The organism is Kluyvera ascorbata, from assembly GCF_023195735.1.
GTDB classification, from domain to species: domain Bacteria; phylum Pseudomonadota; class Gammaproteobacteria; order Enterobacterales; family Enterobacteriaceae; genus Kluyvera; species Kluyvera ascorbata.
In genome coordinates this window covers 1,059,085-1,083,008 of sequence record NZ_CP096201.1, presented here as the reverse complement: position 1 = coordinate 1,083,008, position 23,924 = coordinate 1,059,085, and the positions used below count along the sequence as shown (strand labels likewise).

Annotated in this window: 25 protein-coding genes and 1 pseudogene; 7 read left to right on the top strand and 19 right to left on the bottom strand. The window is 50.6% G+C overall.

Annotated features, from left to right (window positions below):
* Position 1: 1 nt before the first annotated feature.
* From MY052_RS05200 to MY052_RS05180, 5 genes are all read right to left on the bottom strand, one after another.
* Complete coding sequence (locus tag MY052_RS05200; protein WP_023063267.1) at positions 2 to 919, bottom strand: DUF5655 domain-containing protein; 918 nt, start codon at positions 917 to 919, stop codon at positions 2 to 4.
* Positions 916 to 2,253 (bottom strand): restriction endonuclease subunit S, encoded by a 1,338-nt coding sequence (locus MY052_RS05195; protein WP_032333272.1) that lies wholly within the window; start codon positions 2,251 to 2,253, stop codon positions 916 to 918. The genes MY052_RS05200 and MY052_RS05195 overlap by 4 nt, the downstream gene beginning before the upstream one ends.
* On the bottom strand, positions 2,250 to 4,172 hold the full coding sequence (locus MY052_RS05190; RefSeq protein ID WP_032333273.1) for a type I restriction-modification system subunit M: 1,923 nt from the start codon (positions 4,170 to 4,172) through the stop codon (positions 2,250 to 2,252). The genes MY052_RS05195 and MY052_RS05190 overlap by 4 nt, the downstream gene beginning before the upstream one ends.
* A gap of 386 nt (positions 4,173 to 4,558) precedes the next feature.
* On the bottom strand, positions 4,559 to 5,434 hold the full coding sequence (locus tag MY052_RS05185; RefSeq protein ID WP_032333274.1) for a hypothetical protein: 876 nt from the start codon (positions 5,432 to 5,434) through the stop codon (positions 4,559 to 4,561).
* Between the two features lies 1 nt (position 5,435).
* On the bottom strand, positions 5,436 to 5,630 hold the full coding sequence (locus tag MY052_RS05180) for a helix-turn-helix transcriptional regulator (RefSeq protein WP_032333275.1): 195 nt from the start codon (positions 5,628 to 5,630) through the stop codon (positions 5,436 to 5,438).
* Positions 5,631 to 5,822: 192 nt separating this feature from the next.
* Here MY052_RS05180 and MY052_RS05175 point away from each other — a divergent pair, with 192 nt between their 5' ends.
* The gene (locus tag MY052_RS05175) at positions 5,823 to 6,317 is read left to right on the top strand and encodes a hypothetical protein (RefSeq protein ID WP_063857557.1); all 495 of its coding nucleotides are present in this window, start codon (positions 5,823 to 5,825) and stop codon (positions 6,315 to 6,317) included.
* Positions 6,318 to 6,551: 234 nt separating this feature from the next.
* Here the strand turns inward: MY052_RS05175 and MY052_RS05170 are convergent, their stop codons facing one another.
* The 8 genes and pseudogenes from MY052_RS05170 to MY052_RS05135 form a co-directional block, all read right to left on the bottom strand.
* The gene (locus MY052_RS05170) at positions 6,552 to 7,499 is read right to left on the bottom strand and encodes a tyrosine-type recombinase/integrase (protein ID WP_032333276.1); all 948 of its coding nucleotides are present in this window, start codon (positions 7,497 to 7,499) and stop codon (positions 6,552 to 6,554) included.
* 94 nt (positions 7,500 to 7,593) lie between these two features.
* On the bottom strand, positions 7,594 to 7,758 hold the full coding sequence (locus tag MY052_RS24260; RefSeq protein WP_232248709.1) for a DUF905 family protein: 165 nt from the start codon (positions 7,756 to 7,758) through the stop codon (positions 7,594 to 7,596).
* A 96-nt stretch (positions 7,759 to 7,854) separates the two neighbouring features.
* A pseudogene (locus MY052_RS24255) lies at positions 7,855 to 8,211 on the bottom strand (TA system toxin CbtA family protein); the annotation flags it as partial.
* 109 nt (positions 8,212 to 8,320) lie between these two features.
* Positions 8,321 to 8,686 (bottom strand): type IV toxin-antitoxin system YeeU family antitoxin, encoded by a 366-nt coding sequence (locus tag MY052_RS05155; protein WP_248538315.1) that lies wholly within the window; start codon positions 8,684 to 8,686, stop codon positions 8,321 to 8,323.
* A 62-nt stretch (positions 8,687 to 8,748) separates the two neighbouring features.
* Positions 8,749 to 9,180 (bottom strand): DUF2787 family protein, encoded by a 432-nt coding sequence (locus MY052_RS05150; protein WP_032333279.1) that lies wholly within the window; start codon positions 9,178 to 9,180, stop codon positions 8,749 to 8,751.
* An 87-nt stretch (positions 9,181 to 9,267) separates the two neighbouring features.
* Positions 9,268 to 9,756, bottom strand: coding sequence for a JAB domain-containing protein (locus MY052_RS05145; protein ID WP_045146589.1), 489 nt, complete (start codon positions 9,754 to 9,756; stop codon positions 9,268 to 9,270).
* A gap of 22 nt (positions 9,757 to 9,778) precedes the next feature.
* Positions 9,779 to 10,321 carry a hypothetical protein gene (locus MY052_RS05140; protein ID WP_000174655.1) on the bottom strand — a complete coding sequence of 181 codons (543 nt, stop codon included), beginning with the start codon at positions 10,319 to 10,321 and terminating at the stop codon, positions 9,779 to 9,781.
* A 157-nt stretch (positions 10,322 to 10,478) separates the two neighbouring features.
* Entirely contained in the window at positions 10,479 to 10,859 is a 381-nt protein-coding gene (locus tag MY052_RS05135; protein WP_032333280.1) for a hypothetical protein, read from the bottom strand.
* 120 nt (positions 10,860 to 10,979) lie between these two features.
* Here MY052_RS05135 and MY052_RS05130 point away from each other — a divergent pair, with 120 nt between their 5' ends.
* Genes MY052_RS05130 through MY052_RS05115 form a run of 4 tightly spaced genes read left to right on the top strand, consistent with a single transcriptional unit; the run spans position 10,980 to position 12,687 of the window.
* The gene (locus tag MY052_RS05130) at positions 10,980 to 11,249 is read left to right on the top strand and encodes a helix-turn-helix domain-containing protein (RefSeq protein WP_001442951.1); all 270 of its coding nucleotides are present in this window, start codon (positions 10,980 to 10,982) and stop codon (positions 11,247 to 11,249) included.
* Between the two features lie 12 nt (positions 11,250 to 11,261).
* Complete coding sequence (locus MY052_RS05125) at positions 11,262 to 11,789, top strand: hypothetical protein (protein ID WP_000108266.1); 528 nt, start codon at positions 11,262 to 11,264, stop codon at positions 11,787 to 11,789.
* 53 nt (positions 11,790 to 11,842) lie between these two features.
* Positions 11,843 to 12,361, top strand: coding sequence for a hypothetical protein (locus MY052_RS05120; protein WP_032333282.1), 519 nt, complete (start codon positions 11,843 to 11,845; stop codon positions 12,359 to 12,361).
* Between the two features lie 11 nt (positions 12,362 to 12,372).
* On the top strand, positions 12,373 to 12,687 hold the full coding sequence (locus MY052_RS05115; RefSeq protein WP_032333283.1) for a hypothetical protein: 315 nt from the start codon (positions 12,373 to 12,375) through the stop codon (positions 12,685 to 12,687).
* A gap of 1,263 nt (positions 12,688 to 13,950) precedes the next feature.
* Here the strand turns inward: MY052_RS05115 and MY052_RS05110 are convergent.
* On the bottom strand, positions 13,951 to 15,234 hold the full coding sequence (locus tag MY052_RS05110) for a tyrosine-type recombinase/integrase (protein WP_032333284.1): 1,284 nt from the start codon (positions 15,232 to 15,234) through the stop codon (positions 13,951 to 13,953).
* Positions 15,235 to 15,451: 217 nt separating this feature from the next.
* On the opposite strand from MY052_RS05110, the gene mutS reads away from it, so the two are divergent.
* Positions 15,452 to 18,013, top strand: a complete 2,562-nt coding sequence (gene mutS, locus MY052_RS05105) for a DNA mismatch repair protein MutS (RefSeq protein WP_248538314.1) — start codon at positions 15,452 to 15,454, stop codon at positions 18,011 to 18,013.
* A 748-nt stretch (positions 18,014 to 18,761) separates the two neighbouring features.
* Here mutS and MY052_RS05100 read toward each other — a convergent pair.
* The 3 genes from MY052_RS05100 to MY052_RS05090 are packed head-to-tail and all read right to left on the bottom strand — an operon-like array spanning position 18,762 to position 21,029.
* Positions 18,762 to 18,998 carry a non-oxidative hydroxyarylic acid decarboxylases subunit D gene (locus MY052_RS05100; RefSeq protein ID WP_035892892.1) on the bottom strand — a complete coding sequence of 79 codons (237 nt, stop codon included), beginning with the start codon at positions 18,996 to 18,998 and terminating at the stop codon, positions 18,762 to 18,764.
* Positions 18,999 to 19,008: 10 nt separating this feature from the next.
* Entirely contained in the window at positions 19,009 to 20,436 is a 1,428-nt protein-coding gene (locus tag MY052_RS05095) for a non-oxidative hydroxyarylic acid decarboxylases subunit C (RefSeq protein WP_035892890.1), read from the bottom strand.
* Positions 20,436 to 21,029, bottom strand: a complete 594-nt coding sequence (locus tag MY052_RS05090) for a non-oxidative hydroxyarylic acid decarboxylases subunit B (RefSeq protein WP_202217292.1) — start codon at positions 21,027 to 21,029, stop codon at positions 20,436 to 20,438. The genes MY052_RS05095 and MY052_RS05090 overlap by 1 nt, the downstream gene beginning before the upstream one ends.
* A gap of 161 nt (positions 21,030 to 21,190) precedes the next feature.
* Here MY052_RS05090 and MY052_RS05085 point away from each other — a divergent pair, with 161 nt between their 5' ends.
* Positions 21,191 to 21,595, top strand: a complete 405-nt coding sequence (locus tag MY052_RS05085) for a MarR family winged helix-turn-helix transcriptional regulator (protein WP_035892887.1) — start codon at positions 21,191 to 21,193, stop codon at positions 21,593 to 21,595.
* Positions 21,596 to 21,656: 61 nt separating this feature from the next.
* Here MY052_RS05085 and rpoS read toward each other — a convergent pair whose 3' ends face one another.
* Together rpoS and nlpD are read right to left on the bottom strand one after the other, a co-directional pair.
* Complete coding sequence (gene rpoS / locus MY052_RS05080) at positions 21,657 to 22,649, bottom strand: RNA polymerase sigma factor RpoS (protein ID WP_035892885.1); 993 nt, start codon at positions 22,647 to 22,649, stop codon at positions 21,657 to 21,659.
* Positions 22,650 to 22,764: 115 nt separating this feature from the next.
* A complete protein-coding gene (gene nlpD / locus MY052_RS05075) occupies positions 22,765 to 23,913 on the bottom strand; it encodes a murein hydrolase activator NlpD (protein WP_420828630.1) in 1,149 nt (382 codons plus the stop codon).
* Between the last annotated feature and the right edge of the window lie 11 nt (positions 23,914 to 23,924).

The window sequence follows — 23,924 nt, the reverse complement described above, 5'->3', positions numbered from 1 at the left end:
ATCAGTTCTCTTGATACGCTTGCTCAATCAGTAACTTAGCTTTTGCTAAATCTGCCTGATTATGGACAACCACCTCAATATCACCGGTTCCCCAGTGTCCCAAATTAGTAACATCTCTGACGATATCAGAGATGATCACCTGCTCCGGTTTTAGTTTCAGGTAAAGCTTGACGTGTGGTTCTTTGGCTGTGGGCCATATCACGACGCTTAGAAAATTCTTTATCTTCTGAAACGCAGTATAAAGCAGTAACTCTTTGCGCTGAACCTCATCACCCAAGCTATCAGCAAAATCACAGATATTCTGATAAAGCGCAACCAGTTCAGGGGAAGACTTATCCAGACGATAGCGTTGAGCATTTTTCTTCTGCTTCGGCACCTGATTCTCTATTGCAACAGGCTGAGGCTTGTGAGTCTCGGTAGCAGCATTCACCAGCTCAAACATCAGGAGATCAGGGTTAAACAGCTTATAGCGGATAAGATTGATATTGCGGTTAATCTGCGCAACGGCATGCTCGTCATATTTGGTAAAATCTGCCGCAATGCAAATCACACGGGCATTGGACCAATCGATATCGTCAGCAACCTGTTTGCCAAACTTATCCATCACCAGCCAACGGAACTCGGCCTGATGATCTAATAGCCAGTCCAGATAGAACAACCCCTGATTAATGACGTTCTCGTTACTCTGACGTTTATATTCGATAATCACTGGCGTGTTGTTTTCATCCAGCCCCAATGAGTCAATGCGCCCCTTATGGGTCTTGCCTGTGCTGTATTCTGTCGCCAAAAAACGTACCCCAAGGAAAGCCTCCATATGAGACTCGATCAGTTTCTGAAGATCTTTTTCAATGGCTGCTGATTTTCCCGGAAGTTCAGAGACACCGTTTTTACCATAACGAAAGAGCTGGATATCACTCATGCAGCGTCCTTAGCAGCGGGTTGCCAGTTGCGTACATCGATTTTACCTGTTACGGCAGCGGAAATTAGGGCGGAACGACGCTCCTTTAGCAAAGATATTTGCTGTTCACAATGCATCACAAGGGTATTGAAACATCGTTTTTTTTCTTCAACATCAGCAACAATAACTTTCTGCTCATTTAATGGCGGTAGCGGGATAATATATTTTTTCACGTCAGAACAAGTTATTGCGGCCTTTGTACTGCCCCCACCAGATGATTCAAAACGAATCTGATCATATTTACTTTGAAGCCATAAATGAAGATATTCTGGTAATATTTTATTTTTTGACAAAGGAGTCATATAAGCAATATGCTGATTAATAGTGGCATCCATCATCAATAACGCGGAGGTACCTCTCGTTTTCCCTTCCCCTGTAATTGCAATGATGACGCTACCTTTTTTTACTAAAGGTAAACTGCACTCCAACAATGCTTTTGAAGTGACAAATTGCTCTGCATTAGTAACAATATCATCGTTTACTTTAGAGCTATTAAGCCATGGGTAATCACCTGAAAGCCAGTAGGATTGATTATCTCTATTAGGAGTACTGCCATTACCAACTTTACAAAGCCAACCTATCTGGGATACCCCCCAGTGCTCAGGCACTTCACCTAACCACTCATTTCCTGAAACTTTGAGCTTAACACGATGATTTAACCCTCTTCTTACGACATCAGAAATCACCGCTTGCCGTTTTTCTTTCAGAAGTTCAATGAGTCGAACTTGTTTGTCGATTAATAGGTCAATCTTATCCAATTCGTAATCTAAAAATTTCGCAATACACTCCTGCTCAACTACTGAAGGCAAAAGTACAGGCAATGATTGAAAATCATCTGTTTTAATTTGTAATGAATTTGGTCTTATACCTTGCATTTGCGAAGTATAAGCCATGACGTATGGATTTGAACGCAACAAATAATGTATATATTTCTTATTAACATTTTTTGTAAACCTATATGCCCTATATGCAGGACTAACATATCCTTCATAATCGGAAACACCTAGGCCAGAATAGTTAAGCCACATTGTATTAACAACTAACTGCCCTTTTCTCACAACACGGTATTCTGCTACTTCTTCAAGCGTTCTTTTCTTTGCCTCATCATTGTACTCTTTTACTTCTACTCCCCTATAACCGGATACAGATAACATCTGCCCAACAGGCTCCACACCATTTTTTTCATTACTTACTTGGAACAAGTATTTGAATTTCTCAAGTGTCCATCTAGCAGGGATCTCTCCAAGCCATTCCACACAAGAGTCTTTATATTCTGAATATGCTCTGTACTTCACGAATGGACCTCCGCCAGCAAGACCATAATTTCTCTGCTCACTTCATCCAAGTCGCGATCAATCTCTTCCAAGGAACGTGGCGACTGATACTGATAAAAATAGCGGTTAAAAGGAATTTCATAACCCACTAAACCGACCTGTCCATCATAAGGATCGGTTTTTTCGATATCGATCCACGCATCAGGTATATAGGGTAATACCTCGCGTGTGAAATACGTTTCAACAGATTCACTCAACGGCACATTTTCATAATCACGCAAACTGGCGTCAGGTTCTGGCTTACCCTTAGTTTTACAAACTTCAGCATTCTCATCTGTTTCACTTAAGTGTTTTATCAACAACTTAAACTGAGCAGCAGAAACTTTCGGCAATGCTTTTTTGAATTTTTCCCGGCTTAAATATTTATCATCCATTGCATCCAGAGCGGCTAATAACTCTAAATCACCATATTTGGACCAGTCTTTATCCGCCAGCAACGCTACGCGACGATCAAGATCGCGTGGATAAAATGCCAGCTTAAGCGGTCTTTCCACCGTAATACGGCGATAGCCAAAATCAGAGGTTTTAAACAGCTTAACATTAGCCGAAGGTTGATAGCGCGTATACTGATTCACAATCTCGTCAATCTGCGCTTCCGTTAACTCTTTACGCTTACTACCAAGAGATTTCCGCATCGGCGCAAATTGCTCCGTGGCATTAATCAGCAGCACCTTGCCCTTACGTTCTTTCGGTTTATGATTGCTGAGTACCCAGATGTAAGTCGCAATCCCGGTGTTGTAGAACATATCGGTCGGCAACGCGACAATAGCATCCAGCAGATCCTGTTCCAGCACAAAGCGGCGGATCTCGCTTTCACCACTGCCCGCACCTCCGGTAAAGAGTGGCGAACCATTAAGAATGATCCCGATACGGCTGTTATCGTTCATCTTACTAATCAGGTGCAGCAAGAACAGCAAAGAACCATCGGATACTCTCGGCAAACCGGGTCCAAAACGCCCATCGTAGCCCTTTTTATGTTCTTTGCGGATAACGGTATCAATCTTTTTCCAGTCAACGCCAAACGGTGGGTTGGACAGGCAGTAATCAAAACGCTCATTCCAGAGCTGATCGTCAGAGAGGGTATTACCCAGCTTGATATTGCTGATATCTTGTCCCTTGATCAGCATGTCCGCTTTACAGATAGCGTAAGACTCTGGGTTTAGCTCCTGACCATAGGCCCGAAGGCTGGCACTGGGATTTATTCCATGCAGGTATTCCATACCACTGGAAAGGAAGCCGCCTGTCCCGGCAGTAGGATCGTAGATGCGGCGGATCAGTCCCGGTTTAGTCAACGCTGCATCGTCGTCCGCAAACACCAGAGAGGTTGTCAGTCGCACGATATCCCGTGGCGTAAAGTGCTCACCCGCCGTTTCGTTAGAACCTTCTGCAAACCGGCGGATCAAGTCCTCAAATATCAGCCCCATATCGTGGTTACTGACAGAAGAAGGGCTCAAATCAGCCTCGGCAAATTTTTTGGCTACTTTGTAGAGTAAATTGGCATCATCAAGCTGCTGTATAAACTCATAGAATTTAAAGTGTTCGAAGATCTCACGCGCGTCATAGCTGAATGAGCGAATGTAACGTTCAAGATTAAGTCGTGGCTGTGTTTCCCCCAACTTACTGAGGTCCAACGGCGAAGTATTGTAAAAGTGTTGCCCGGAAGCGTGGCGAAGAATTGCATCGGCAGCGTTCTCATCAAGCTTTTCAACCACAGGTAACTTATCAAGTACAGCCTGTTTGGTAGGCGCAAGCACGCACTCAAGACGACGAAGAACGGTAAATGGCAGAATCACTCTGCCATACTGAGATTGCTTGAAATCACCACGTAGTAAGTCAGCGACGGACCATAAGAAAGCCGCCATTGAAGAAAAATTAGTCATTTTATTACCTCTTGATTTTGCCCTATTGTCCACGTAAAAGCGGAGAGGACAAGAAGAAGTGAAAACTGCGAAGTCTTTTCTCTTGTAAGGCTACATACGGGTGACGTGTCGCGGATTACTGGAATCGCCCACATGAACAGAAGTGCTAATGCTTTTTCTCAATCAAAAGGTATGGATGGGACCAGATACTGATGGAAACATTACTTATTATTGGAGGACACATCTGGGCTGTGAAACATTTAAGCCAGATGTAATCTGACACCATGACCGACGATATTCACTGAATAGTGTTGATACACCCATATAGATATACATACCCATTGAGTGTATCAACTGATGGCTTACATGCGTCTAAACGCTTATGGACATCCTGTCTTATGGACAAACTACTTACGGGTTCTCACCCCAGAAGTAAATGTCAGTCCAGTAAACCCCATCTCATCCTGCTTACATAGCGCCCGTGCCAGTAGAACAGGTGGCAGCCTGTGCTTGCGGGTCCTCCTTTTGCCAACCTCATCAGGGTAGGGTCTTACTTCCTGCCACATCCCCTTGAAACAGTAAGTTACCTGCGCATCAAAATCCCTTAGTTTTTGGCTTTTCATTGGTCGACTAATTATCCCTGCTCTGGCCCGTATATTTTTGTCTCTTTTCATCGCCTTCCTTAGCGTTTTGAGCGCGCCAGGCTCTCTTGGCATCAGCAGATGCAAATGAGGCATCCAGCGCTGAATATCGGTGTGAAAATCCAGCTCATAGCCCCCCACTATTTTGTCCGTAAATCCGGCTCTTTTTACCATCTTGTAGACCCGTTCCCGGAATTTCTTATGGTCCCAGCAACTGATCTGCTCTTCTTCCAGCATGGCATCGTAATAAACCAGCGTAACCACTCTGTACGCGCTCATACACCCCCGCAGCGGGGCCAGTTCAGCCAGTTTGCGTAACCTGTGCAGGCGGAAGCACTGTGGGCACGCAGCACTGCCACATGGCTTATCTAACATACAGGCTTTAAGTTTCCTCTTTAGCCGAAGAGCCTTTCCTCGCCACTTTTTGTGTGCTTTTCTGACTTCTTTGCTTTCATTCTCGTTATCATTCCTGTCCTGCTGGACAGCTTTTTGTATTGCTCTTATACGGTACTGGCGCTCTTTCTCCATCCGATCCCGGGTTTCAAACCCTGGAATGGTGAGAGCCAGCTTTTCCAGTTGGCGCTCTTCTTCTGTCAGCGATACGTATACTGATCGCGCAATGCGGTCTTTTGCACCAAACATATCAGCAGCCTCCTGTAGTGACGCGGGAAGCAATCCATTCACTGACGTCACTTTCCAGCCAGGCTACCGCTCGCCCTCCAGTCAGGGATTTAGGGCGTGGAAAAGTGCCTTTCTCAATCATCCGGTACAACGTGGCGCGGCTCACCGCACAGCGCTCCAGTACGACCCGAATTTTCACCAGTTTCATCTCGTTCATATTTCTGCACTCTTGAGCAGTTCAAGGAGTGCCTTATTCACAAGATCGAAATTCGGAAGCTGCGGCTACGTTTTGGGACGTCTGCAAGCACGTTAGACGTTTCATTGTCGGGCCGACACTTGTGTATGATCAATGTCGGCCAGACATGGGAGATGCTAGAGTGGTTAAAATGGCTAAAGAAGGGAGCCACACATGGCAGGGAAAAAACAGATGAGCCGCCAGCAGCGGTCGACAAAGATGCGGACAGATGCGGGACTGACCCAGGTGAAAGTTTATCTTGACGAAACCACACTGGAATTACTGGCGTTACTTCAGGAAAACTTGTCAGAAGGTAAAATGAAGGGCGATGAAATCAATATGTTCCGCAGTATAGCTGTCACTGCCGGTATCCACAGTCAGGCAGAAGCATGCTTAGGGGAAAAAGTGGTATCAGACATTGTGGCTAAAAATCTGGGCACTGAGTGCAGAGCCAGCGAAGCGACAGACAATCCTCATAAGTTCTTTCTCCGGACGATGATTAACAAGCTTTACGAGAAAGGTCAGCGTAATACACATAGACGCAGACTTGCAGAGGTTGCTGAAATCATGAATGAAAGCAGCTACAGAGCGCCGAATAGGAAGAAAGGGGAATGGAGTGAAAATGATATTAGTCAGTATGTAAATAATGACATACAACTGGAAAAATGATGCCTCAGCAGAGGCGCCAGGCGGTAAGACTGTACACTGCAAGTATCTCTGGAATACCCAGGCCGCGAAGTACGATAGTGTCATTCATCAGGAGTGGTGAGTTGGTCGTACTTTCCCGGCTTCCCCATAGCACTAAGCCCGCCCTGGACGTGCCTGTGAGTCATCAAAAATAGTCCCTGGCCCCGTTTGATTGTTTAGCCAGCAGGTGACGAAGGCCATCCCCCCCATTACGATTTACCAGCAACAGAACGCTCGGGAGGCCCTGTCCAGCATACCTCGGCCCCTGTAGTCATAGCGGGTGGTTGTGGCGATATCGGCATGACCTGCCAGTTGGCGTACCACGTTGAGGTCGGTTCCCTGTTCCAATAGTTGTGTAATGAACGTTCGTCTGAGGTCGTGCGGGGTAAAATAGTCCACGCCAGCGGCCTGGCGTAGCTGTGCCAACAGCCCCGTCAATCCGGTAGTGGTAAGCCTACGTGGCCCAAGCCGGTCTGCCAAGCTGATACGACTGAATAACGGCCCCTCATGCCCTCCCCGGCACTTTAGCCAGCGCCGCAGCTGTGTCCAAACCTTTACGGCAAGGTGAATATCACGACTTTTGCGCCCTTTCCCCTCCCTGACCCAAACGATCCCCGTGGAGACGTCAATATCCTCAACATTAAGGGCAACCAGCTCACCCGCACGCAGCCCGGCACCACACAGAAGCAATAAAATGGCCCGCTCGCGCTGACAGCGCACGGAGGAATACGTCGCTGCCGCCGTCAGCATTGACCGGATTTCATGGCGGGCCAGCGCACGCCCCTGCCGACAACCGTCACCACTGACCCGCCTGACGTTGCGTATCCGCTCCAGCATATCAGCATCCAGTATCCCCATACTGAAGGCCACTCCGGCAACTGACTTCAGCGCCGACAGCGCCATGTTCACGGTAGCAACAGCATAGCCCTCATTCAGCAGCGCCGAGCGCACCAGCATCACCCCCGTGTAGTTCAGCATCTGCCAGGGGTAACTGTCGATATCCGAGCCCGGAAGCAGGATACCGGCACAGCGCCGAAGCTGGCTTTGCATCCCCTTGCGCCCGGCAGGCGCCAGACCTGCCAGCCAAAGCTGTGCCGGATTGGTGGTGGAGACGTTTTGCAGGCGTACAGTTTCCGCGCGCCTGCCCTTGTGGTTCGAGGTCATAACATCATCCTTAATACTGAAAAATGGAGTATCCCGGCCATGCAGGCCGGGGAAGCAGTCAATTCATCTGGTAATGTCATTCAGCCCTGCGTGGTCATTTTTTCACGCCATAGCGTTGCAGATAGTGGTTAAGACCCTGCCCGGCTCCGGGCTCAAAGTTCCAGACCCGCCAGATAAGCTGACCTTCAGCATCGCGTATTGCCAGCCGAAAGTGGGTATGCTGGTCATCCTCAATAGCGACACGGTCATACGCTGACACAACACGCTCCGCATCCTGTCGGGTGAACGTGTCCGATGGCAGCAACGGCAACGGCGCTCCGGGTTCAGCGATTGTGGCGCGGTCCGGGGCAGACCTGCGCCCCTGCGTGATATGGCTGACGGCCTTATACGTTCCCCGATTCAGAAGCCCGGTGGCTTTTCGCGCCCGGAGAACATCAATAGTAGTAATCAATGGGGAGCCAAGGATAAAGCCCGCATTGTCCCGGTCTGTGCGTACCAGATCATACATCTCAACGACAGCATTCAGGGCCTCCGCCATGGGAACACCGGCTTCAATATGCGCCTGAATGGTGTCTTCCTCGCCAAACGGCGTATCGCTGAGGGTAAGCCCGTAGTGCTGTGCCAACAGGTGAGTCAGCAGGGTGCGCCAGACTTCAGCAGGCGACAGGCAGCACGATGCCACCCGTGTCGGTGAGACAGGTTGTTTTTTCATGACAGTATTCTCGTGATAATGTGGGTAGTATTGAAAAAGGCGCGAACATGAACGGCAACCCGGCCCGCGCTTATGGAAATCCGCCCGGCAGAAGAGAGAACGGATATGTTCAGTCCTGTGTTGCTGGAACCGGGACAGGAGTGGGATAAATGGCGATATATACATAGCCGCAGGAGCCAAGCGTATCAGCCTCACAAGTCAGTTCCTTCGCCTGCAGTGTGATGCCCTTCGCCCTGCGCGGCTCCAGCTCACCAGACAACAGCATGCCTTCCATCTGCTTCATGAACAGCGGAAAGGCCTGGTCCAGATGGCATGCATCGCTTTCGCTGAACACACCGCTAAACCCGGCCCGGTCGGCCAGAAAATGTAGGTTGTGGCCTTCCTGTACCAGTCGTGCACCAAACAGCGGCGTCACATCACGCCAGAGCCCCCACCAGGGGGTTGCTGGCGACGGTGTATGTGTTGAATGGGTCATATTTGTGTCTCCATATTCCAGCCAGTGAGATACGCCTCCGGCAGGGCTTTATTATCTTCAGTTCAGCTTTCCCACATCACGCGGGTGGTGTAGACCCCGCTGGCGTGATAGCTCAGGAAGTTGCGCTCCCACAGGGTGTATAGCGCCCGGGCCTCAGACGGGGACAAATCCCCTGTACGGCAGTGCCAGACATAGCCCTGCGACCAGCTGATATCGATGATTTTCTCAAGCTCGGGATAAACGTTGCCGACATAGCCAAAATCGGTGGCGTAGTCCAGACACCACTCGTCCCCCTGGTGAACTAGCCGGATTTCCACCGGGTGATAACCGCCCCGCTCCACGCTGTAGTCCGGGTCCCGGAAGTTGAGCGTAACGGCGGTGACGCGATGTTTACTGGCAGGTATTTCGCCCGCCTCTGCCATCAACATGTCGAACAGCTGCAGACTGACAGGCAGCACAAAGCCTGCCGGTTGAATAACGGCATTGATGTTCATGGGTAAAACCTCAGTATTTACAGTTTAAAAATGAAGGGATAAGGCGAACGTGGATTACCGTGGTTAATGTGTATTAAACCAGGTAACTCACAGTAACCCGTGTTCAGCGAAAGACCAGGCTTTGTCGCCTCCCACAATGAGATGGTCGGTCACGCGGATATCCAGCAACGCCAGTGCGTCTGTAATTTTTTGGGTAATGAGTTTATCGGCCTGGCTCGGTTCAGGCTCACCACTGGGATGGTTATGCACCAGTATCACAGCAGCAGCGTTGTGCGTCAGTGCCAGGCTGACTATTTCGCGGGGATAAACCATCGTCTGGCTCAGCGTACCGGTAAACAATGTCTGGTAGCCGAGAATATGATGTTGCTGTGAAAGCATTATCACACCAAAAGATTCACGGTTTTCAAGCGCCAGCTTCATCACCAGCCACTGACGTACATCTTCAGATGAGGTGATTTTTCGGCGATTGCGAAACTGGCGGGTCAGCAAAGAATGGGCAAACCGGATAATCTGTTCGCGGGTAACCGGCTCCAGCGTCTGATAATGACCGCTACGATCACTTGCGATAAACGTCATGATGTACTCCTTACCTTTTAGTTCAGAATTCACGTTCAACAAAGTAAATGGCATCCGGCAGCAACGTATGGCGCTTCAGCTCAGGTTGTACTGAAAACGTGTCCTTTCGCTGGCTGCGTATCCCCAGGCTATCAAACAAAAACAACCGGGTAGCATCGGTACGAACCACCACTGACCAGTGCCATGTGGTCCCCATAATCACCACGCGCTGCGCTTGATTCTCCGGTGAAGCCAGCCAGTCGCTGATATCATGAAATATTCGGTGAGTTCTCAAGGTTCGATAACGGAAGGGAGTATGAAAATAGAGGGGATAATGTTGGGCGTAATGCCCTCTCAGCAGAACATCTGCTATCAGGTGGTCCATCTGCTCTTCATCCAGGCCAAGCGTCAGGAGATCAAATAAGTCCCATCGTCGCTTATAGCTGCTTAGCAGGCGGTACATTAATTTTTCCCGCCTTACTCTGCCGTCATAGAGGTAACTCAGGGTATTAATCAGGCTGTAGATGCCACACAAATAGTCATGCTGTCCCTGGCGGGACGCATGAACGTCTCGAGGAAGTGTCATTGTAAATTTCCGGGATAAGTGATGGCTGTGAACCAGCCGGAATGGTGGTGATACAGTGGCTGAGCGCATGATGGCTGCCACTGTATAAATTATAACAAAATCAATATATTAATGCAAGTGATTCTTGTTATCACTTATCCAGCGACTCCTTCACTTGTTACTGGTTAACGTCTCCTTCAGACAGGTCCCTTGCAACCTGAGCCAGAGCCTGCTGCAAAAGTTTATCCCTAGAGGCCGGTTTCATGGTACGGAACAACTGTATCCACAGGTTAAGCTGCTCGTCTGCTGAGGTATCTGCCGCATCCCGCTCACTTTTCAACGCCATCCCTGCCGCGCTGATATGGTACAGAAACCCCTTCCCACTGGTGCGTTTGCGGCGGATTTCCGGATGTAGGGCTGTGAGCTTTTCCAGACGTAGCCGCGCCCCTTTCGCTGTGCCCGGCATTCCTTCCATTCCGGCAAACTGCTCTGCTGTAAGCCACTCCCCCCTGTCCGTCATTCCGGCATCACAGGGCTCAGTCATCTGTTCACTGCTCATAAAATTTCACCTCTTATCAAAGCGTTAGTTAAATGAGCGCAAATAACCATAAAAGGAACTTGATAACTTCCTTTTGTTCGCTTTTAATATCTCCGGTACTAACAACCCGGAGTGAATACATTGAGTAACTCAACAGATTCGCAAAAAAAGCGAAGTAAGGGAAGTGCTGTTAACTGGCACCGGGCAGATATTGTCGCCGCCCTGCATAAGCGGGGACTTTCCCTGTCAGCTCTCTCCCGGCAACACGGGCTGGCTTCCAGGACGCTGAATAACGCTTTTGAGCGCCACTATCCGCGGGCGGAAAAGATTATTGCGGAGGCACTGAACACTACGCCCGAAACCATCTGGCCTGAGCGCTATGCAGGTAGGTCTGTCAAAAACGAAAGCTGAAGGAAGCAGGGTATGTCGACCACCATTACTGAAGTAACGGAATGCTTTGAGTACCTTTTTAGTTCCCTTTACCGGAAAGCATTTGTCAAAACCCTGCGCCTTAACGAATGCAGTGAACGGGAGTTGCTACCGCTGGTACGCTGCTACCTGCTGGGTTGGTTTGCCGACAGCGTCTCACCGGAAGTCCGGGGGAAACTGCCCGGCAGTATCTCCGGGCATGGCTATATTGATTTCGTCATTGACGATGTGGCGGTGGAGTTCGCCGTCCGTAAGCCAGGAGCCGCCCGTTCTGCACTGTCAGCCTCAGTCAACAGCACGGAGGTAAAGAAACTGATGAAGTATGACGGCAAAGCCCTGCTGGTACTGTTCGATTTTTCTGACACGCCCTATACCGAAGAACAGATTGAGTCCTTCAGAAACTGGCCCTCCCTGGGCCGAGGCAACCATCGTAAATCAGCGTTCAATGTTGCGTATTTCTTTGTGGAAAAACGCAGCCCGCTGACACCCAGGAAAATCACCAGAAATATCCGCATCCGTTAACGGTAGCGCGCATAACGGATAATGAAAACGTCAATGAAAGGAGATCACCGAAGATGAGGAAAACCGCTGCCATGTTGCTTCTGGCATTTTCAGGTTGTGCCGGGGCAAAAACACTCCCCGCAGAAAATTTGCAGGGGCTGTATGAGGCTTATGCCACCCTGAATACCTGCCACCAGTATGGTTACACTGGCGATGAGGCCTTAACCGCACTGGACAAACTTATCCGCAGCAATCGCTATCAGGATAATACCGGCAACATCATGACATTAACGAAGGACAATATTAACTATTACCATTCCCTTCAGGACCGCTTTATTCTTGAGCAGCAATTCAAAAGCGAAGGAATAAACCAGAGCGGTATCCGGCTCCAGATAAAAACCCTCTGCGACCAGATGAACGCCGCTGTTGGTGGGAAGCTGGGTGTGAAAACTCGAGTTATTTCACCGGATGACCTTCCCGCCAGCGCAAAACCTGTTTTTGACAAACCGGCCACTGACAGTGCCCCGGCAATTCCGGAAGACCGACCGATGACATGGGACAACAGCCCGGTCCAGGGTATTCCGGTTCAGTGAGGGGTAACACAATGAAGAAGCATATTATTACCGCACTGCTCATCACAACAGTATCCGCTCCGGCGCTGGCAGCGTACCCGGTAAGCCAGCCTGCTCAGGCCGCAGAAGTGATGGTCAGTATGTGCCAGCAGCAGCGTTCGGGTATGGACAAGAACCAGGCCATCCGTAAAGTCTATGGCACCGTAAGCGACTGGCCCATAGCTTCAACAACTGAAGTTGCTGCTGCGATGGATGAAGGATGGAATTTTGCTGTACAAAATCCAGAGATAAGTTGCGACAGAATTTATCCCATGATGATTGACATGCTGGATGGGAAAAAGGATTGAGAAACCAAGCTTAACTTAAGTTGGCAAAACCAATCTGCATCAATTGAAATTTCACATAGCGATGTGCCCTCCAGCAGGGCACAATTATTATAAACCGTCTGCTATGAGCGAAAAGCGGACATTCCTGTACAAAGCATGGCGTTGGAATACAGTAAGATCATTGATTAATAAGTGAGTCGAATCAGAACAGTAGCCAATGAAACAAAAAATTCGCAAACGTAACCAAGACTGGATATCAAGGCAATTGAAACGTGCGCAAAAGAGGAAATGCCGTTAAGTTTCTTTATTAACTTTCCCTCAATATGAGCAACTGCTTGTAATGGTGTGCGCCTTAAACGGCATGGTCGTCTCAAGCCGGACTGGAGTCGCGCATTGTTTCATTAGGGTTGGGGAGAAGTGCCTATTGTTGGGCAAAAAGTAGTGTTTACTGGTTTGAGGGATTTGATAAGGAGCAATTGCCTGTTGAATGGGGTGCGCTGTGGGAAGATGCCTGAATATATTGGTTTTGATTTGATCTCACAGTGCAACACACAATCAACTCTTACAGTCTGCTGTGAGCAAAAATTGCACATTTCTAACAGCCTTCCGTGTGAATCAACGAGGAGCAGGTCACTGGCACAGAGGGGACGTTTAACCCCGTCCGGCCTCCGCTGAATTGGCTGCCAATTCCGTCCGGTCGTACCTGCCTGAGCCGTCTACTTCAGTAAAAACTGAATCAGCATAGCAAACATATATACTGTCGCTGCAATTTGTATTGTTCGCACTCCCCATCTGAGATATCGCCATTTATGACGTTCTCTGGCATCGGCTTCTTCAATGGTGGATTCAGTATGCTTTCTTCTCTTTGTCCTGAATGGATCAATTACCCATAGGGCAAGAATAAAGAGAACGATTGTTTTCTGAAGTATGGGATGATCCACGAAGAGTGACTCCGGCCTGCTCGCTGATACAATCAGAATAGATGAACAATCCCGAAATAATCAACACTAAATGTATGGCAATTATTTATTTTCGTCCTGGCTGGATTTTGTGACCTGCTCCCAACAAATTAACATAGCACAATGTAAGCAAGTTCTGCTTTTGGCACGAAGCGGACTTGTTAACTGGGTTGGAGATCCGCTTTGAGCGAGAAGTGGGCCTTCGGTTATATCATTTCCTTTGTGCAAATAGTTATCATCACAATCGCAATCTGTGAGTGATTATACCAAGCGGATGGCAACACCAGTTACAACGTGGCAAATACGCCACAGCCCCCTGATGTAATTAATCCAGAAGGGTATCTAAATAATCAGCCCATATCTGCAACCATTTTTTACACTCAGCATCATATTTATATAGATTATAAATACCTTCTACCCCGCCTTTGGTATGCCCAAGAACAGCCTCAGCGACTTCATTAGGGCATTGTAACCGTGATAACCCTGTTCGTACCGTCCGCCTTAAATCATGTGGCCTCCAACCGGGTATATCTAGCATTTTTCCTGATTCCCGCATACGCCAAGCGTTCTCAGTGAGATATTTCTGCTGTATTGGCAACTTCGTACGGGATGAAGGGAACAAATAAGCATCGGAATTGAGTCGTAAAACCTTTAAAAAATCAATGGCCTGATTAGGTAGCTGCACATAGCGTTCAATGCCTGTTTTTGTTTCACGTAGGTGTATTGTCCCCTTTTCAAGGTCAACATCCTTCCATGCCATATTGCAGACTTCACCGGTACGACACCCGGTCCAGAGAGTCAGACGTAACACGTTTTTGATCGTTGGCGTGTAAGCCGAACCCGGAAGCCATTTAAGGAATTTTGCAAGCTCGTCCTCGCTCAGTACTCGTGTTCCACGTCCGTTTGTGAGCTTGATTCTGGTCTGTCGTAAGCTGGATTTTGCTAACAGCGCCGGATTCGCGAAATTATCATCAAATCGCCCAAGGCCGATTGCAAATTCATATGCGAGTGAAAGCTCCCTCAGTACATTCCCAGCCTGTACGGTTGCACCTCGAGCTACAATGTTATTGATTAAATTAATGACATCCTGGCGCGTAATCTCAGCAGCATTCCGGGTTCCTAAGCTTTTAACAGCGTCACCATAGAGAGTACGACGAACCTCAGCCTGCCCTTTCGGCTTTCTGGCACCGGGAATGACCTTCCCGTCCTTCGTTTTACGATCCTCAATACGTTCGGTAAGATACAGTTCAACCAATCCCTGTACGGTCAATTCAGGGATCTTAGCCTGTTCAGCTTCAATCGCACGCTGGAGCTTATCTTGTTTGAGTTCAGTCGCAGGGCACCGACCTTCCTGTCGGAGGAGCTTTAATTCGTGGAGTTTGAGACGTGCAGCAGCTAGAGAAGTCTGCGGAAAGTTACCAATTTTAACCTGAGCAAGCTTGCCAGTCAGAGGACTTGTGTAACGGTAGAAAAAAGACTTAACCCCAGTTGCACCGCAGGAGACACGTAAGCCACGATTTTCGCCTACATCAGCCTTATCTTTGTCGCCAGGCTTCATCATTTCTACCGCTTTAAACGAAAGTGGCTTTCCCTCTTGTTTTCCTACCATAAAGACTCCGTTATCATGCACCTTATGCAGTCATGAACATAAATGTAGGTTGCACTGTGTGTGCCCATATTTTACCAAGTCACAGGTTGGCAAGCTACACTTTAACCTACATTTAAATGTAGGATTTCATGATATTCGATGAGACATAGTGAAACCTAACGATAACCACAAAAACCACTAACTCATTAAAAATTAAGAAAACGGACATCACAAACCGATGAGTACAATAGAAAATCTAGACTCTCACACCCCAATGATGCAGCAGTATCTGAAGCTGAAAGCGCAGCATCCCGAGATCCTGCTGTTTTACCGCATGGGCGACTTTTACGAGATGTTTTATGACGATGCGAAACGCGCATCGCAGTTGCTCGACATTTCACTGACCAAGCGCGGCGCTTCTGCCGGTGAACCTATCCCGATGGCGGGCATCCCGCACCACGCGGTCGAAAACTACCTCGCCAAGCTGGTGAATCAAGGCGAGTCCGTCGCCATTTGCGAACAGATTGGCGACCCAGCCACCAGCAAAGGTCCGGTCGAGCGTAAAGTTGTGCGTATCGTTACGCCGGGCACCATCAGCGATGAAGCGTTGCTGCAGGAGCGCCAGGACAACCTCCTTGCCGCCGTCTGGCAGGACAGCAAAGGCTATGGCTACGCCACGCTGGATATCAGTTCCGGGCGTTTTCGCATCAGCGAACCGGCCGACCGTGAAACCATGGCTGCCGAGCTGCAACGTACTAACCCAGCCGAGCTGCTATACGCCGAAGATTTTGCCGAGATGGCGCTGATTGAAGGTCGCCGAGGCCTGCGTCGTCGCCCGCTGTGGGAGTTCGAAATCGACACCGCGCGCCAGCAGCTGAACCTGCAGTTTGGTACCCGCGACCTGGTCGGCTTTGGCGTTGAAGGCGCGCCGCGCGGGCTTTGCGCCGCGGGCTGCCTGCTGCAATACGTGAAGGACACCCAGCGTACCTCGCTGCCGCACATCCGCTCCATCACCATGGATCGTCAGCAGGACAGCATCATTATGGATGCCGCCACGCGCCGTAACCTGGAGATTACCCAGAATCTGGCGGGCGGGCTGGAAAACACCCTCGCCTCCGTGCTCGACTGCACCGTCACGCCGATGGGCAGCCGTATGCTTAAGCGCTGGCTGCATATGCCGGTGCGCGATACCAAAGTACTGACCGAGCGCCAACAGACTATCGGCGCCTTGCAGGATTCCACCGCAGACTTACAGCCGGTGCTGCGTCAGGTGGGCGACCTCGAACGTATACTTGCGCGTCTGGCGCTGCGTACCGCACGTCCACGCGACCTCGCCCGTATGCGCCACGCCTTCCAGCAGTTGCCGGAACTGCGTGCCCAACTGGAAAGCGTCGACAGCGCGCCGGTACAGATGCTGCGTGAGAAAATGGGCGAATTTGCCGAGCTACGCGAACTGCTGGAGCGGGCGATTATTGATGCACCGCCGGTGCTGGTGCGCGATGGCGGCGTGATTGCCCCGGGCTATCATGAAGAGCTAGACGAGTGGCGCGCGCTGGCCGATGGCGCTACCGACTACCTCGACCGCCTGGAAATTCGCGAGCGCGAGCGTACCGGACTCGACACGCTGAAGGTAGGGTATAACGCCGTCCACGGTTATTACATTCAGATTAGCCGCGGTCAGAGCCATATGGCGCCTATCAACTACGTGCGCCGCCAGACGCTGAAAAACGCCGAACGCTACATTATTCCTGAGCTAAAAGAGTACGAAGACAAAGTTCTGACCTCAAAAGGCAAGGCGCTGGCGCTGGAAAAACAGCTTTATGACGAGCTGTTCGACCTGCTGCTACCTCACCTCGCAGACCTTCAGCAGAGCGCCAGCGCGCTGGCGGAACTGGACGTGCTGGTGAACCTCGCGGAACGTGCCTATGCGCTCAACTACACCTGCCCAACGTTTATCGACAAGCCCGGTATCCGGATCATCGAAGGCCGCCATCCGGTGGTGGAGCAGGTGCTTAACGAGCCGTTTATCGCCAACCCGCTGACCCTGTCGCCGCAGCGTCGAATGCTGATCATTACCGGCCCGAACATGGGTGGTAAAAGTACCTATATGCGTCAAACGGCGCTGATTGCGCTGCTGGCCTATATCGGCAGTTACGTTCCGGCGCAGAGCGTGGAGATTGGCCCTATCGACCGTATCTTCACCCGAGTGGGCGCAGCAGATGACCTGGCCTCTGGTCGCTCAACCTTTATGGTGGAGATGACCGAAACGGCCAATATTCTGCATAACGCCACCGAAAACAGCCTGGTGCTGATGGACGAAATTGGCCGCGGTACGTCAACTTACGACGGTCTGTCATTAGCATGGGCCTGTGCGGAAAATCTGGCGAATAAGATCAAGGCGTTAACGCTGTTTGCAACCCACTACTTCGAGTTAACCCAACTGCCGGAGAAAATGGAAGGCGTGGCGAACGTGCATCTGGACGCGCTGGAGCACGGCGATACCATCGCCTTTATGCACAGCGTGCAGGACGGTGCGGCCAGCAAGAGCTATGGTCTGGCGGTAGCGCAGCTAGCGGGCGTGCCGAAAGAGGTTATCAAGCGCGCGCGTCAGAAGCTGCGCGAGCTGGAAAGCATCTCACCAAACGCCGCGGCGACGCAGGTAGATGGGACACAGATGTCGCTGCTGTCGGCACCGGAAGAGGCTTCCCCGGCGGTAGAAGCGCTGGAAGGTCTGGACCCGGACTCGTTGAGCCCACGTCAGGCGCTGGAGTGGATTTATCGTCTGAAAGGAATGGTGTAATTATCTGCGCCGCTTCGCTTATGCTGAAGTGGCGCATTTATAGCCGTTGCATTTATCGAAAAATAAAAATGTACTCTTACGTCGAATGAAAAAAAGCCCTTACCAGTACGGCAAGGGCTTTTAAGGAAGTACAAACTTCAGATTTAACATTAATTAACTTACTGAATTATTACTACAATTTATACTGCTTTAAAATGCACCCGTTTACTACAGATAATATTGGGCATTAAAACTTAAAAACCTCCCTCTAGTTATCCTGTTACACACACCGCCAGCCTGATCACTAACTTAAGCATGGCGTCTTAAACAAGTACATTCCCCCATCGCGACATATACTCTTTGATGCGTTGCCTTATTACCGTTGCGTTTATCTTGATTCGATAATCGCAGTAAATAAATTTAAAACAAGGCGTTACATCGTCGCGCATACTCTACCATTTTGCTTTCCAGCACAATTACTGCGAGGCCTTAAAACATACTGCATCCCAAACTACAAACTTCGTGGCCTTATTACAAAATGGCTAACCCCAGTACTTCTGAATAAACACTTACTTTTATTGTGCTGTTAAAACTCAATTTACGCATTTACCACACGGTGTCAATACTGTTTTTAAAATCATGTCTATATTTACATACTTTGAAATATTGAGCGTCGCAGAAATAAGACCAGATCACAGTATATGGGCAGTGTTCCCCATAAAAAAACAGGCAACAGCGACGAGGTGAATCCCCATCGCTGTTGAGTACATTAACGCTTATCTTCCGCCAGCAGCGGCGGAATGCTTGGCACCATCGGCGCGTCATCAATATCTTTCTGCGTCATGCGGAACGCTTCTGGATAATGTTCACGGCTGGTGCGGCGTAGCGGTTCGGTATCGCGCCAGGTGTACAGGCAATGCTGGCACTGGTACACGGTCCAGACATCTTTTACCGGCGATTTCGCCATTACTTCAATATGTTCATCGGCGCAACGTGGACAAATCATCTTTTCCTCCTTACTTACGGTTAGCCAGCATAGCGGTCAGTTTCTCAGCCCAGGCTTTGGTTTCAGGCAAATCCTGTACCGGCTGGCTGTAGTGACCACGGTTGTCCGGCGCAACCGGTGTGGTAGCGTCGATAATCAGTTTGTCGGTAATCCCCGCCGGGCTTGAACCTGGGTCGAGTTCCAGCACCGACATGTTTGGCAACTGTACCAGATCCCCCGCCGGATTAACCTTCGACGACAGCGCCCACATCACCTGTGGCAGGTTGAACGGGTCGACGTCTTCATCAACCATAATCACCATCTTCACATAGCCCAGACCATGCGGCGTGGTCATCGCACGCAGCCCAACCGCGCGGGCAAAACCGCCGTAGCGTTTTTTGGTGGAGATAATGGCCAGCAGGCCGTGGGTGTACATGGCGTTAACCGCCTGCACTTCCGGGAACTCCGCTTTCAACTGCTGATACAGCGGTACGCAGGTGGCTGGGCCCATCAGGTAGTCAATTTCAGTCCACGGCATACCGAGATAGAGAGACTCAAAAATAGGCTTGGTGCGATAAGAAACTTTATCGATACGGACCACCGTCATATTACGGCCGCCGGAATAGTGTCCGGTGAACTCGCCAAACGGGCCTTCGATTTCACGCTTACGGCCTTCGATAACCCCTTCAATGATCACCTCAGAGCCCCACGGCACATCAAAACCGGTGAGCGGTGCAGTGGCAATAGGATACGGGCTTTCGCGCAGCGCACCGGCCATCTCGTATTCTGACTGATCGTATTTCAGCGGCGTGGCGCCCATCAGGGTAATCACCGGGTCGTTACCCAGGGTGATAGCAATCGGCAGGTCTTCACCACGCTCTTCCGCTTTATGCAGGTGCAGCGCGATATCGTGCATTGGCACCGGCTGCAGGCCAAGCTTACGCTTGCCCTTCACTTCCATACGGTAGATACCGACGTTCTGCTTGCCGAAGTTGTCCGGGTCCAGCGGGTCGCGGGAAACCACGCACGCTTTATCGAGATAGAAACCGCCGTCGCCGTCGTTCAGGCGGAACAGCGGCAGGATGTCGAACAGGTTAATGTCGTCACCATCGACGGTGTTTTCCGCCCATGCCGGGTTCGCGCGGCGTTCCGGAGCAATCGGGAATTTATCCCAGCGGCGAATAAACTCATCAATCTGTTTTTTGACCGGCGTATTCATCGGCAGGCCCATCGAAATGGCATGGTTCTGCCAGGAGCCGATGGTGTTCATCACCACGCGAGCATCGGTGAAGCCACGGATGTTATCGAACCATACGGCTGGCGCACCGTCGCCAATACGGCCTGTCGCATTGGCCGCGGCCGCCAGATCCGGCTCGGCGTTTACCTCTTCACTGATTTTCAGCAGTTGACCCTGGTCTTCCAGCGCCTGCAAAAAACCGCGTAAGTCATCAAAAGCCATTATGCATTCTCCTGTGATAATTGTTTCGTCGCCGGTAAACCCTGCCAGCGGCGCGCTTTATCGTATTTGAGGCCGAACTGATCGAGCACTCGCGTGACCACGTGTTGAACGATGTCGTCGACCGTTTCCGGGTGGTTGTAGAACGCCGGCATAGGCGGCACCATCGCCACGCCCATGTGGGAGAGCGCCAGCATGTTTTCCAGATGGATAGTGCTGAGCGGCATTTCACGCGGCACCAGCACGAGCTTGCGCCCTTCTTTCATCACCACGTCGGCGGCGCGCCCTACCAGTCCGTCGGCGTAGCCTGCGCGGATACCGGCCAGCGTTTTCATGCTGCACGGAATAATAATCATGCCGTCGGTCTGGAAAGAACCGGAGGAAATGGTGGCCGCCTGGTCCGCCGGGCTGTGGCTAAAGTCGGCCATTGCCGCGACGTCGCGCGCGCTCCACGGCGTTTCCAGTTCGATGGTAGTTTTCGCCCATTTCGACATGACCAGGTGAGTTTCCACCTCCGGCATATCGCGTAGTGCCTGGAGCAGTGCAACACCTAACGGTGCCCCGGTGGCGCCGGTCATGCCAATAATCAGTCTCATTGCTCACCTCAATTTCGTTCGTGTACGAACAATATGAGTTAACTTACTCCTATTACATGACGCTGACAAGATTGTTCGTATACGCACGCATTTTTTGTTCATTTTGTTCAACGTGCCTGAAACGGCTATCATAGAGACGCGCACACTGCCGGAGAGTCATCATGGAAATCAAAAACGAAGCATTCCACCTGCTTCGCCATCTTTTTCAACAGCATACTTCACGCTGGCAGCATGAATTGCCCGAGCTGACCAAGCCGCAGTATGCGGTGATGCGCTCCATCGCCGAAAGCCCGGGTATTGAACAGGTGGCGTTGACCAGCGTGGCAGTCAGCACCAAGGCGACGCTCGCCGAGATGCTCAGCAGGATGGAAATTAAAGGATTAGTCAGACGCGAGCAGGACCCCGACGATAAGCGTCGTCGATTTGTCTTTTTGACCGAAGAAGGCGAAGCCTTGCTGGCAGCCAGCCAGCCGGTGGGGAACCGCGTGGACAACGAATTTTTGCAGCGTTTAACGCCCGAGGAGCAGGATCAGTTTACGCATCTGGTGCGTAAGATGATGGAATAGTTCGGAAAAAAGGCAAAGAAAAAGGCCAGCCTCGCGGCTGACCTCTTTGAACAAAACCGTATTACTCGCGGAACAGCGCTTCGATATTCAGCCCCTGAGTCTGCAGAATTTCACGCAGACGACGCAGACCTTCAACCTGAATCTGACGCACGCGCTCGCGGGTCAGGCCAATCTCGCGACCAACATCTTCCAGCGTCGCTGCTTCATACCCCAACAGACCAAAACGACGCGCCAGCACTTCTCGTTGTTTGGCGTTCAGTTCGAACAGCCATTTCACGATGCTTTGCTTCATGTCATCGTCCTGCGTGGTGTCTTCCGGACCGTTTTCATTTTCATCGGCCAGGATGTCGAGCAGTGCTTTCTCAGAGTCCCCGCCCAGCGGCGTATCAACTGAGGTGATGCGTTCGTTGAGACGAAGCATACGGCTTACGTCATCAACCGGTTTATCAAGCTGTTCGGCAATTTCTTCCGCACTCGGTTCGTGATCCAGCTTGTGCGACAGTTCACGCGCGGTACGCAGATAAACGTTCAGCTCTTTAACAATATGGATTGGCAGACGAATAGTACGGGTTTGGTTCATGATAGCCCGTTCAATGGTCTGACGGATCCACCAGGTGGCGTAGGTTGAAAAACGGAACCCACGTTCTGGGTCGAACTTTTCTACGGCACGAATCAGCCCCAGATTGCCCTCTTCGATAAGATCCAGCAGCGCCAGACCACGATTGCCGTAACGGCGGGCAATTTTCACGACCAGACGGAGGTTACTCTCAATCATCCGACGGCGTGAGGCAACATCGCCACGCAGAGCACGACGAGCAAAATAGACTTCTTCTTCAGCGGTCAATAACGGAGAATAGCCGATCTCGCCTAAGTAAAGCTGAGTCGCGTCGAGTACACGTTGAGTGGCACCCTGCGATAAGAGCTCTTCTTCCGCGAGTTCGTTGTCACTGGGTTCCTCTTCACTCAAGGCTTTCTCATCGAAAACCTCTACTCCATTCTCATCAAATTCCGCGTCTTCATTTAAATCATGAACTTTCAGCGTATTCTGACTCATTAAGGTGACTCCTACCCGTGATCCCCAGGCAATGCACCTTATCATGTCACTTTTCAGGCGGCTCCAGCAGCGGCCAGCGTCGCCTGAAAGCGTTCATGTGAAGTACTTTGCCGAATTATCGCTGCGGTAAATACTGCAGCGGGTTGACGGATTTCCCCTTGTAACGAATTTCAAAATGCAAACGTGTTGAACTGGTTCCGGTGCTACCCATGGTAGCGATTTTCTGCCCCGCTTTTACGTCCTGTTGTTCCCGGACCAGCATTGTATCGTTATGAGCGTAGGCACTCAGGTAATCATCGTTGTGTTTGATGATAATAAGATTACCGTAACCGCGCAGTGCGTTACCGGCATAGACGACGCGCCCATAGGCGGTTGCGACGATTGCCTGTCCTTTACTGCCCGCAATATCGATACCTTTGTTGCCACCGTCGGTGCCGCTAAAGTTTTCGATAATCTTGCCGTCAGTTGGCCAGCGCCATGAAGAGATTGGCGAACTGGTTGAAGTACTGCTGGCAGTCGGTACGGTCGTGCTCGCAGTTGGTGCCGTTACAGGCGCTGTGACGGTGCTCGTCGCAGGCTTGTTGTTAGGCAACATTTTGTTAGCACTTTGTTCACCTGAATCCTCAGAATACGTAATTGTCGGAGTCGACGCAACAACCGCGGTTGAATTTTGTGCAGGTTTTGAGACTAATCCGGAACTTCCATTGCTGGACTGTGAACTGGCTATCGCAACCGGGTTATTGCCGGTAATTGGCTGACCGGAAGCATTTCCAACCTGCAGCACCTGACCGACGTTCAGCGCATATGGCGCGGCGACGTTGTTGCGCTGGGCAAGGTCACGGAAGTCATTGCCGGTAACCCAGGCAATGTAGAACAGCGTATCGCCGTGCTTCACCGTATAGGTGCTGCCACCTGCGTAGCTGCCTTTTGGAATATCACCGTATTTACGGTTGTAGACGATATGGCCGTTTTCCATCTGCACCGGCTGTTCAGCAACGGGCTGAGCGACGCGCGGCTGGGTCTGAACGGGCTGCGTTTGTACCGGCTGTACCGGCTGAATCTGAGGAGTAGACTGCGCCGTGCTGCCCATTTTCGGCGGCGGCGTAATCAACATGCCGGAACTCGTGCTGCTGGAACCGTTACTGTTCACGGAGCTGACTGGCGCTGGTGCATTATTCGATGAAGTACAACCGGCCAGCCAAAGTGAAGCCAGTGATAATGCCACAATACGATTAACGGTAAATTTAGGGCTTCCCGCGCTCATTTATCCCCCAG

What these genes read in the sequence shown, in the direction of transcription:
- rpoS (WP_035892885.1), bottom strand. Translation starts at nt 22,649, where the DNA reads ATGAGTCAGAATACGCTGAAAGTTCATGATTTAAATGAAGACGCGGAA.
- MY052_RS05180 (WP_032333275.1), bottom strand. Translation starts at nt 5,630, where the DNA reads ATGAACGAGATGAAACTGGTGAAAATTCGGGTCGTACTGGAGCGCTGT.
- MY052_RS05090 (WP_202217292.1), bottom strand. Translation starts at nt 21,029, where the DNA reads ATGAGACTGATTATTGGCATGACCGGCGCCACCGGGGCACCGTTAGGT.
- nlpD (WP_420828630.1), bottom strand. Translation starts at nt 23,913, where the DNA reads ATGAGCGCGGGAAGCCCTAAATTTACCGTTAATCGTATTGTGGCATTA.
- MY052_RS05125 (WP_000108266.1), top strand. Translation starts at nt 11,262, where the DNA reads ATGTCGACCACCATTACTGAAGTAACGGAATGCTTTGAGTACCTTTTT.
- MY052_RS05190 (WP_032333273.1), bottom strand. Translation starts at nt 4,172, where the DNA reads ATGACTAATTTTTCTTCAATGGCGGCTTTCTTATGGTCCGTCGCTGAC.
- mutS (WP_248538314.1), top strand. Translation starts at nt 15,452, where the DNA reads ATGAGTACAATAGAAAATCTAGACTCTCACACCCCAATGATGCAGCAG.
- MY052_RS05085 (WP_035892887.1), top strand. Translation starts at nt 21,191, where the DNA reads ATGGAAATCAAAAACGAAGCATTCCACCTGCTTCGCCATCTTTTTCAA.
- MY052_RS05095 (WP_035892890.1), bottom strand. Translation starts at nt 20,436, where the DNA reads ATGGCTTTTGATGACTTACGCGGTTTTTTGCAGGCGCTGGAAGACCAG.
- MY052_RS05200 (WP_023063267.1), bottom strand. Translation starts at nt 919, where the DNA reads ATGAGTGATATCCAGCTCTTTCGTTATGGTAAAAACGGTGTCTCTGAA.
- MY052_RS05185 (WP_032333274.1), bottom strand. Translation starts at nt 5,434, where the DNA reads ATGTTTGGTGCAAAAGACCGCATTGCGCGATCAGTATACGTATCGCTG.
- MY052_RS05100 (WP_035892892.1), bottom strand. Translation starts at nt 18,998, where the DNA reads ATGATTTGTCCACGTTGCGCCGATGAACATATTGAAGTAATGGCGAAA.
- MY052_RS05155 (WP_248538315.1), bottom strand. Translation starts at nt 8,686, where the DNA reads ATGACCCATTCAACACATACACCGTCGCCAGCAACCCCCTGGTGGGGG.
- MY052_RS05135 (WP_032333280.1), bottom strand. Translation starts at nt 10,859, where the DNA reads ATGAGCAGTGAACAGATGACTGAGCCCTGTGATGCCGGAATGACGGAC.
- MY052_RS05175 (WP_063857557.1), top strand. Translation starts at nt 5,823, where the DNA reads ATGGCAGGGAAAAAACAGATGAGCCGCCAGCAGCGGTCGACAAAGATG.
- MY052_RS05140 (WP_000174655.1), bottom strand. Translation starts at nt 10,321, where the DNA reads ATGACACTTCCTCGAGACGTTCATGCGTCCCGCCAGGGACAGCATGAC.
- MY052_RS05110 (WP_032333284.1), bottom strand. Translation starts at nt 15,234, where the DNA reads ATGGTAGGAAAACAAGAGGGAAAGCCACTTTCGTTTAAAGCGGTAGAA.
- MY052_RS05120 (WP_032333282.1), top strand. Translation starts at nt 11,843, where the DNA reads ATGAGGAAAACCGCTGCCATGTTGCTTCTGGCATTTTCAGGTTGTGCC.
- MY052_RS05170 (WP_032333276.1), bottom strand. Translation starts at nt 7,499, where the DNA reads ATGACCTCGAACCACAAGGGCAGGCGCGCGGAAACTGTACGCCTGCAA.
- MY052_RS05145 (WP_045146589.1), bottom strand. Translation starts at nt 9,756, where the DNA reads ATGACGTTTATCGCAAGTGATCGTAGCGGTCATTATCAGACGCTGGAG.
- MY052_RS05150 (WP_032333279.1), bottom strand. Translation starts at nt 9,180, where the DNA reads ATGAACATCAATGCCGTTATTCAACCGGCAGGCTTTGTGCTGCCTGTC.
- MY052_RS05115 (WP_032333283.1), top strand. Translation starts at nt 12,373, where the DNA reads ATGAAGAAGCATATTATTACCGCACTGCTCATCACAACAGTATCCGCT.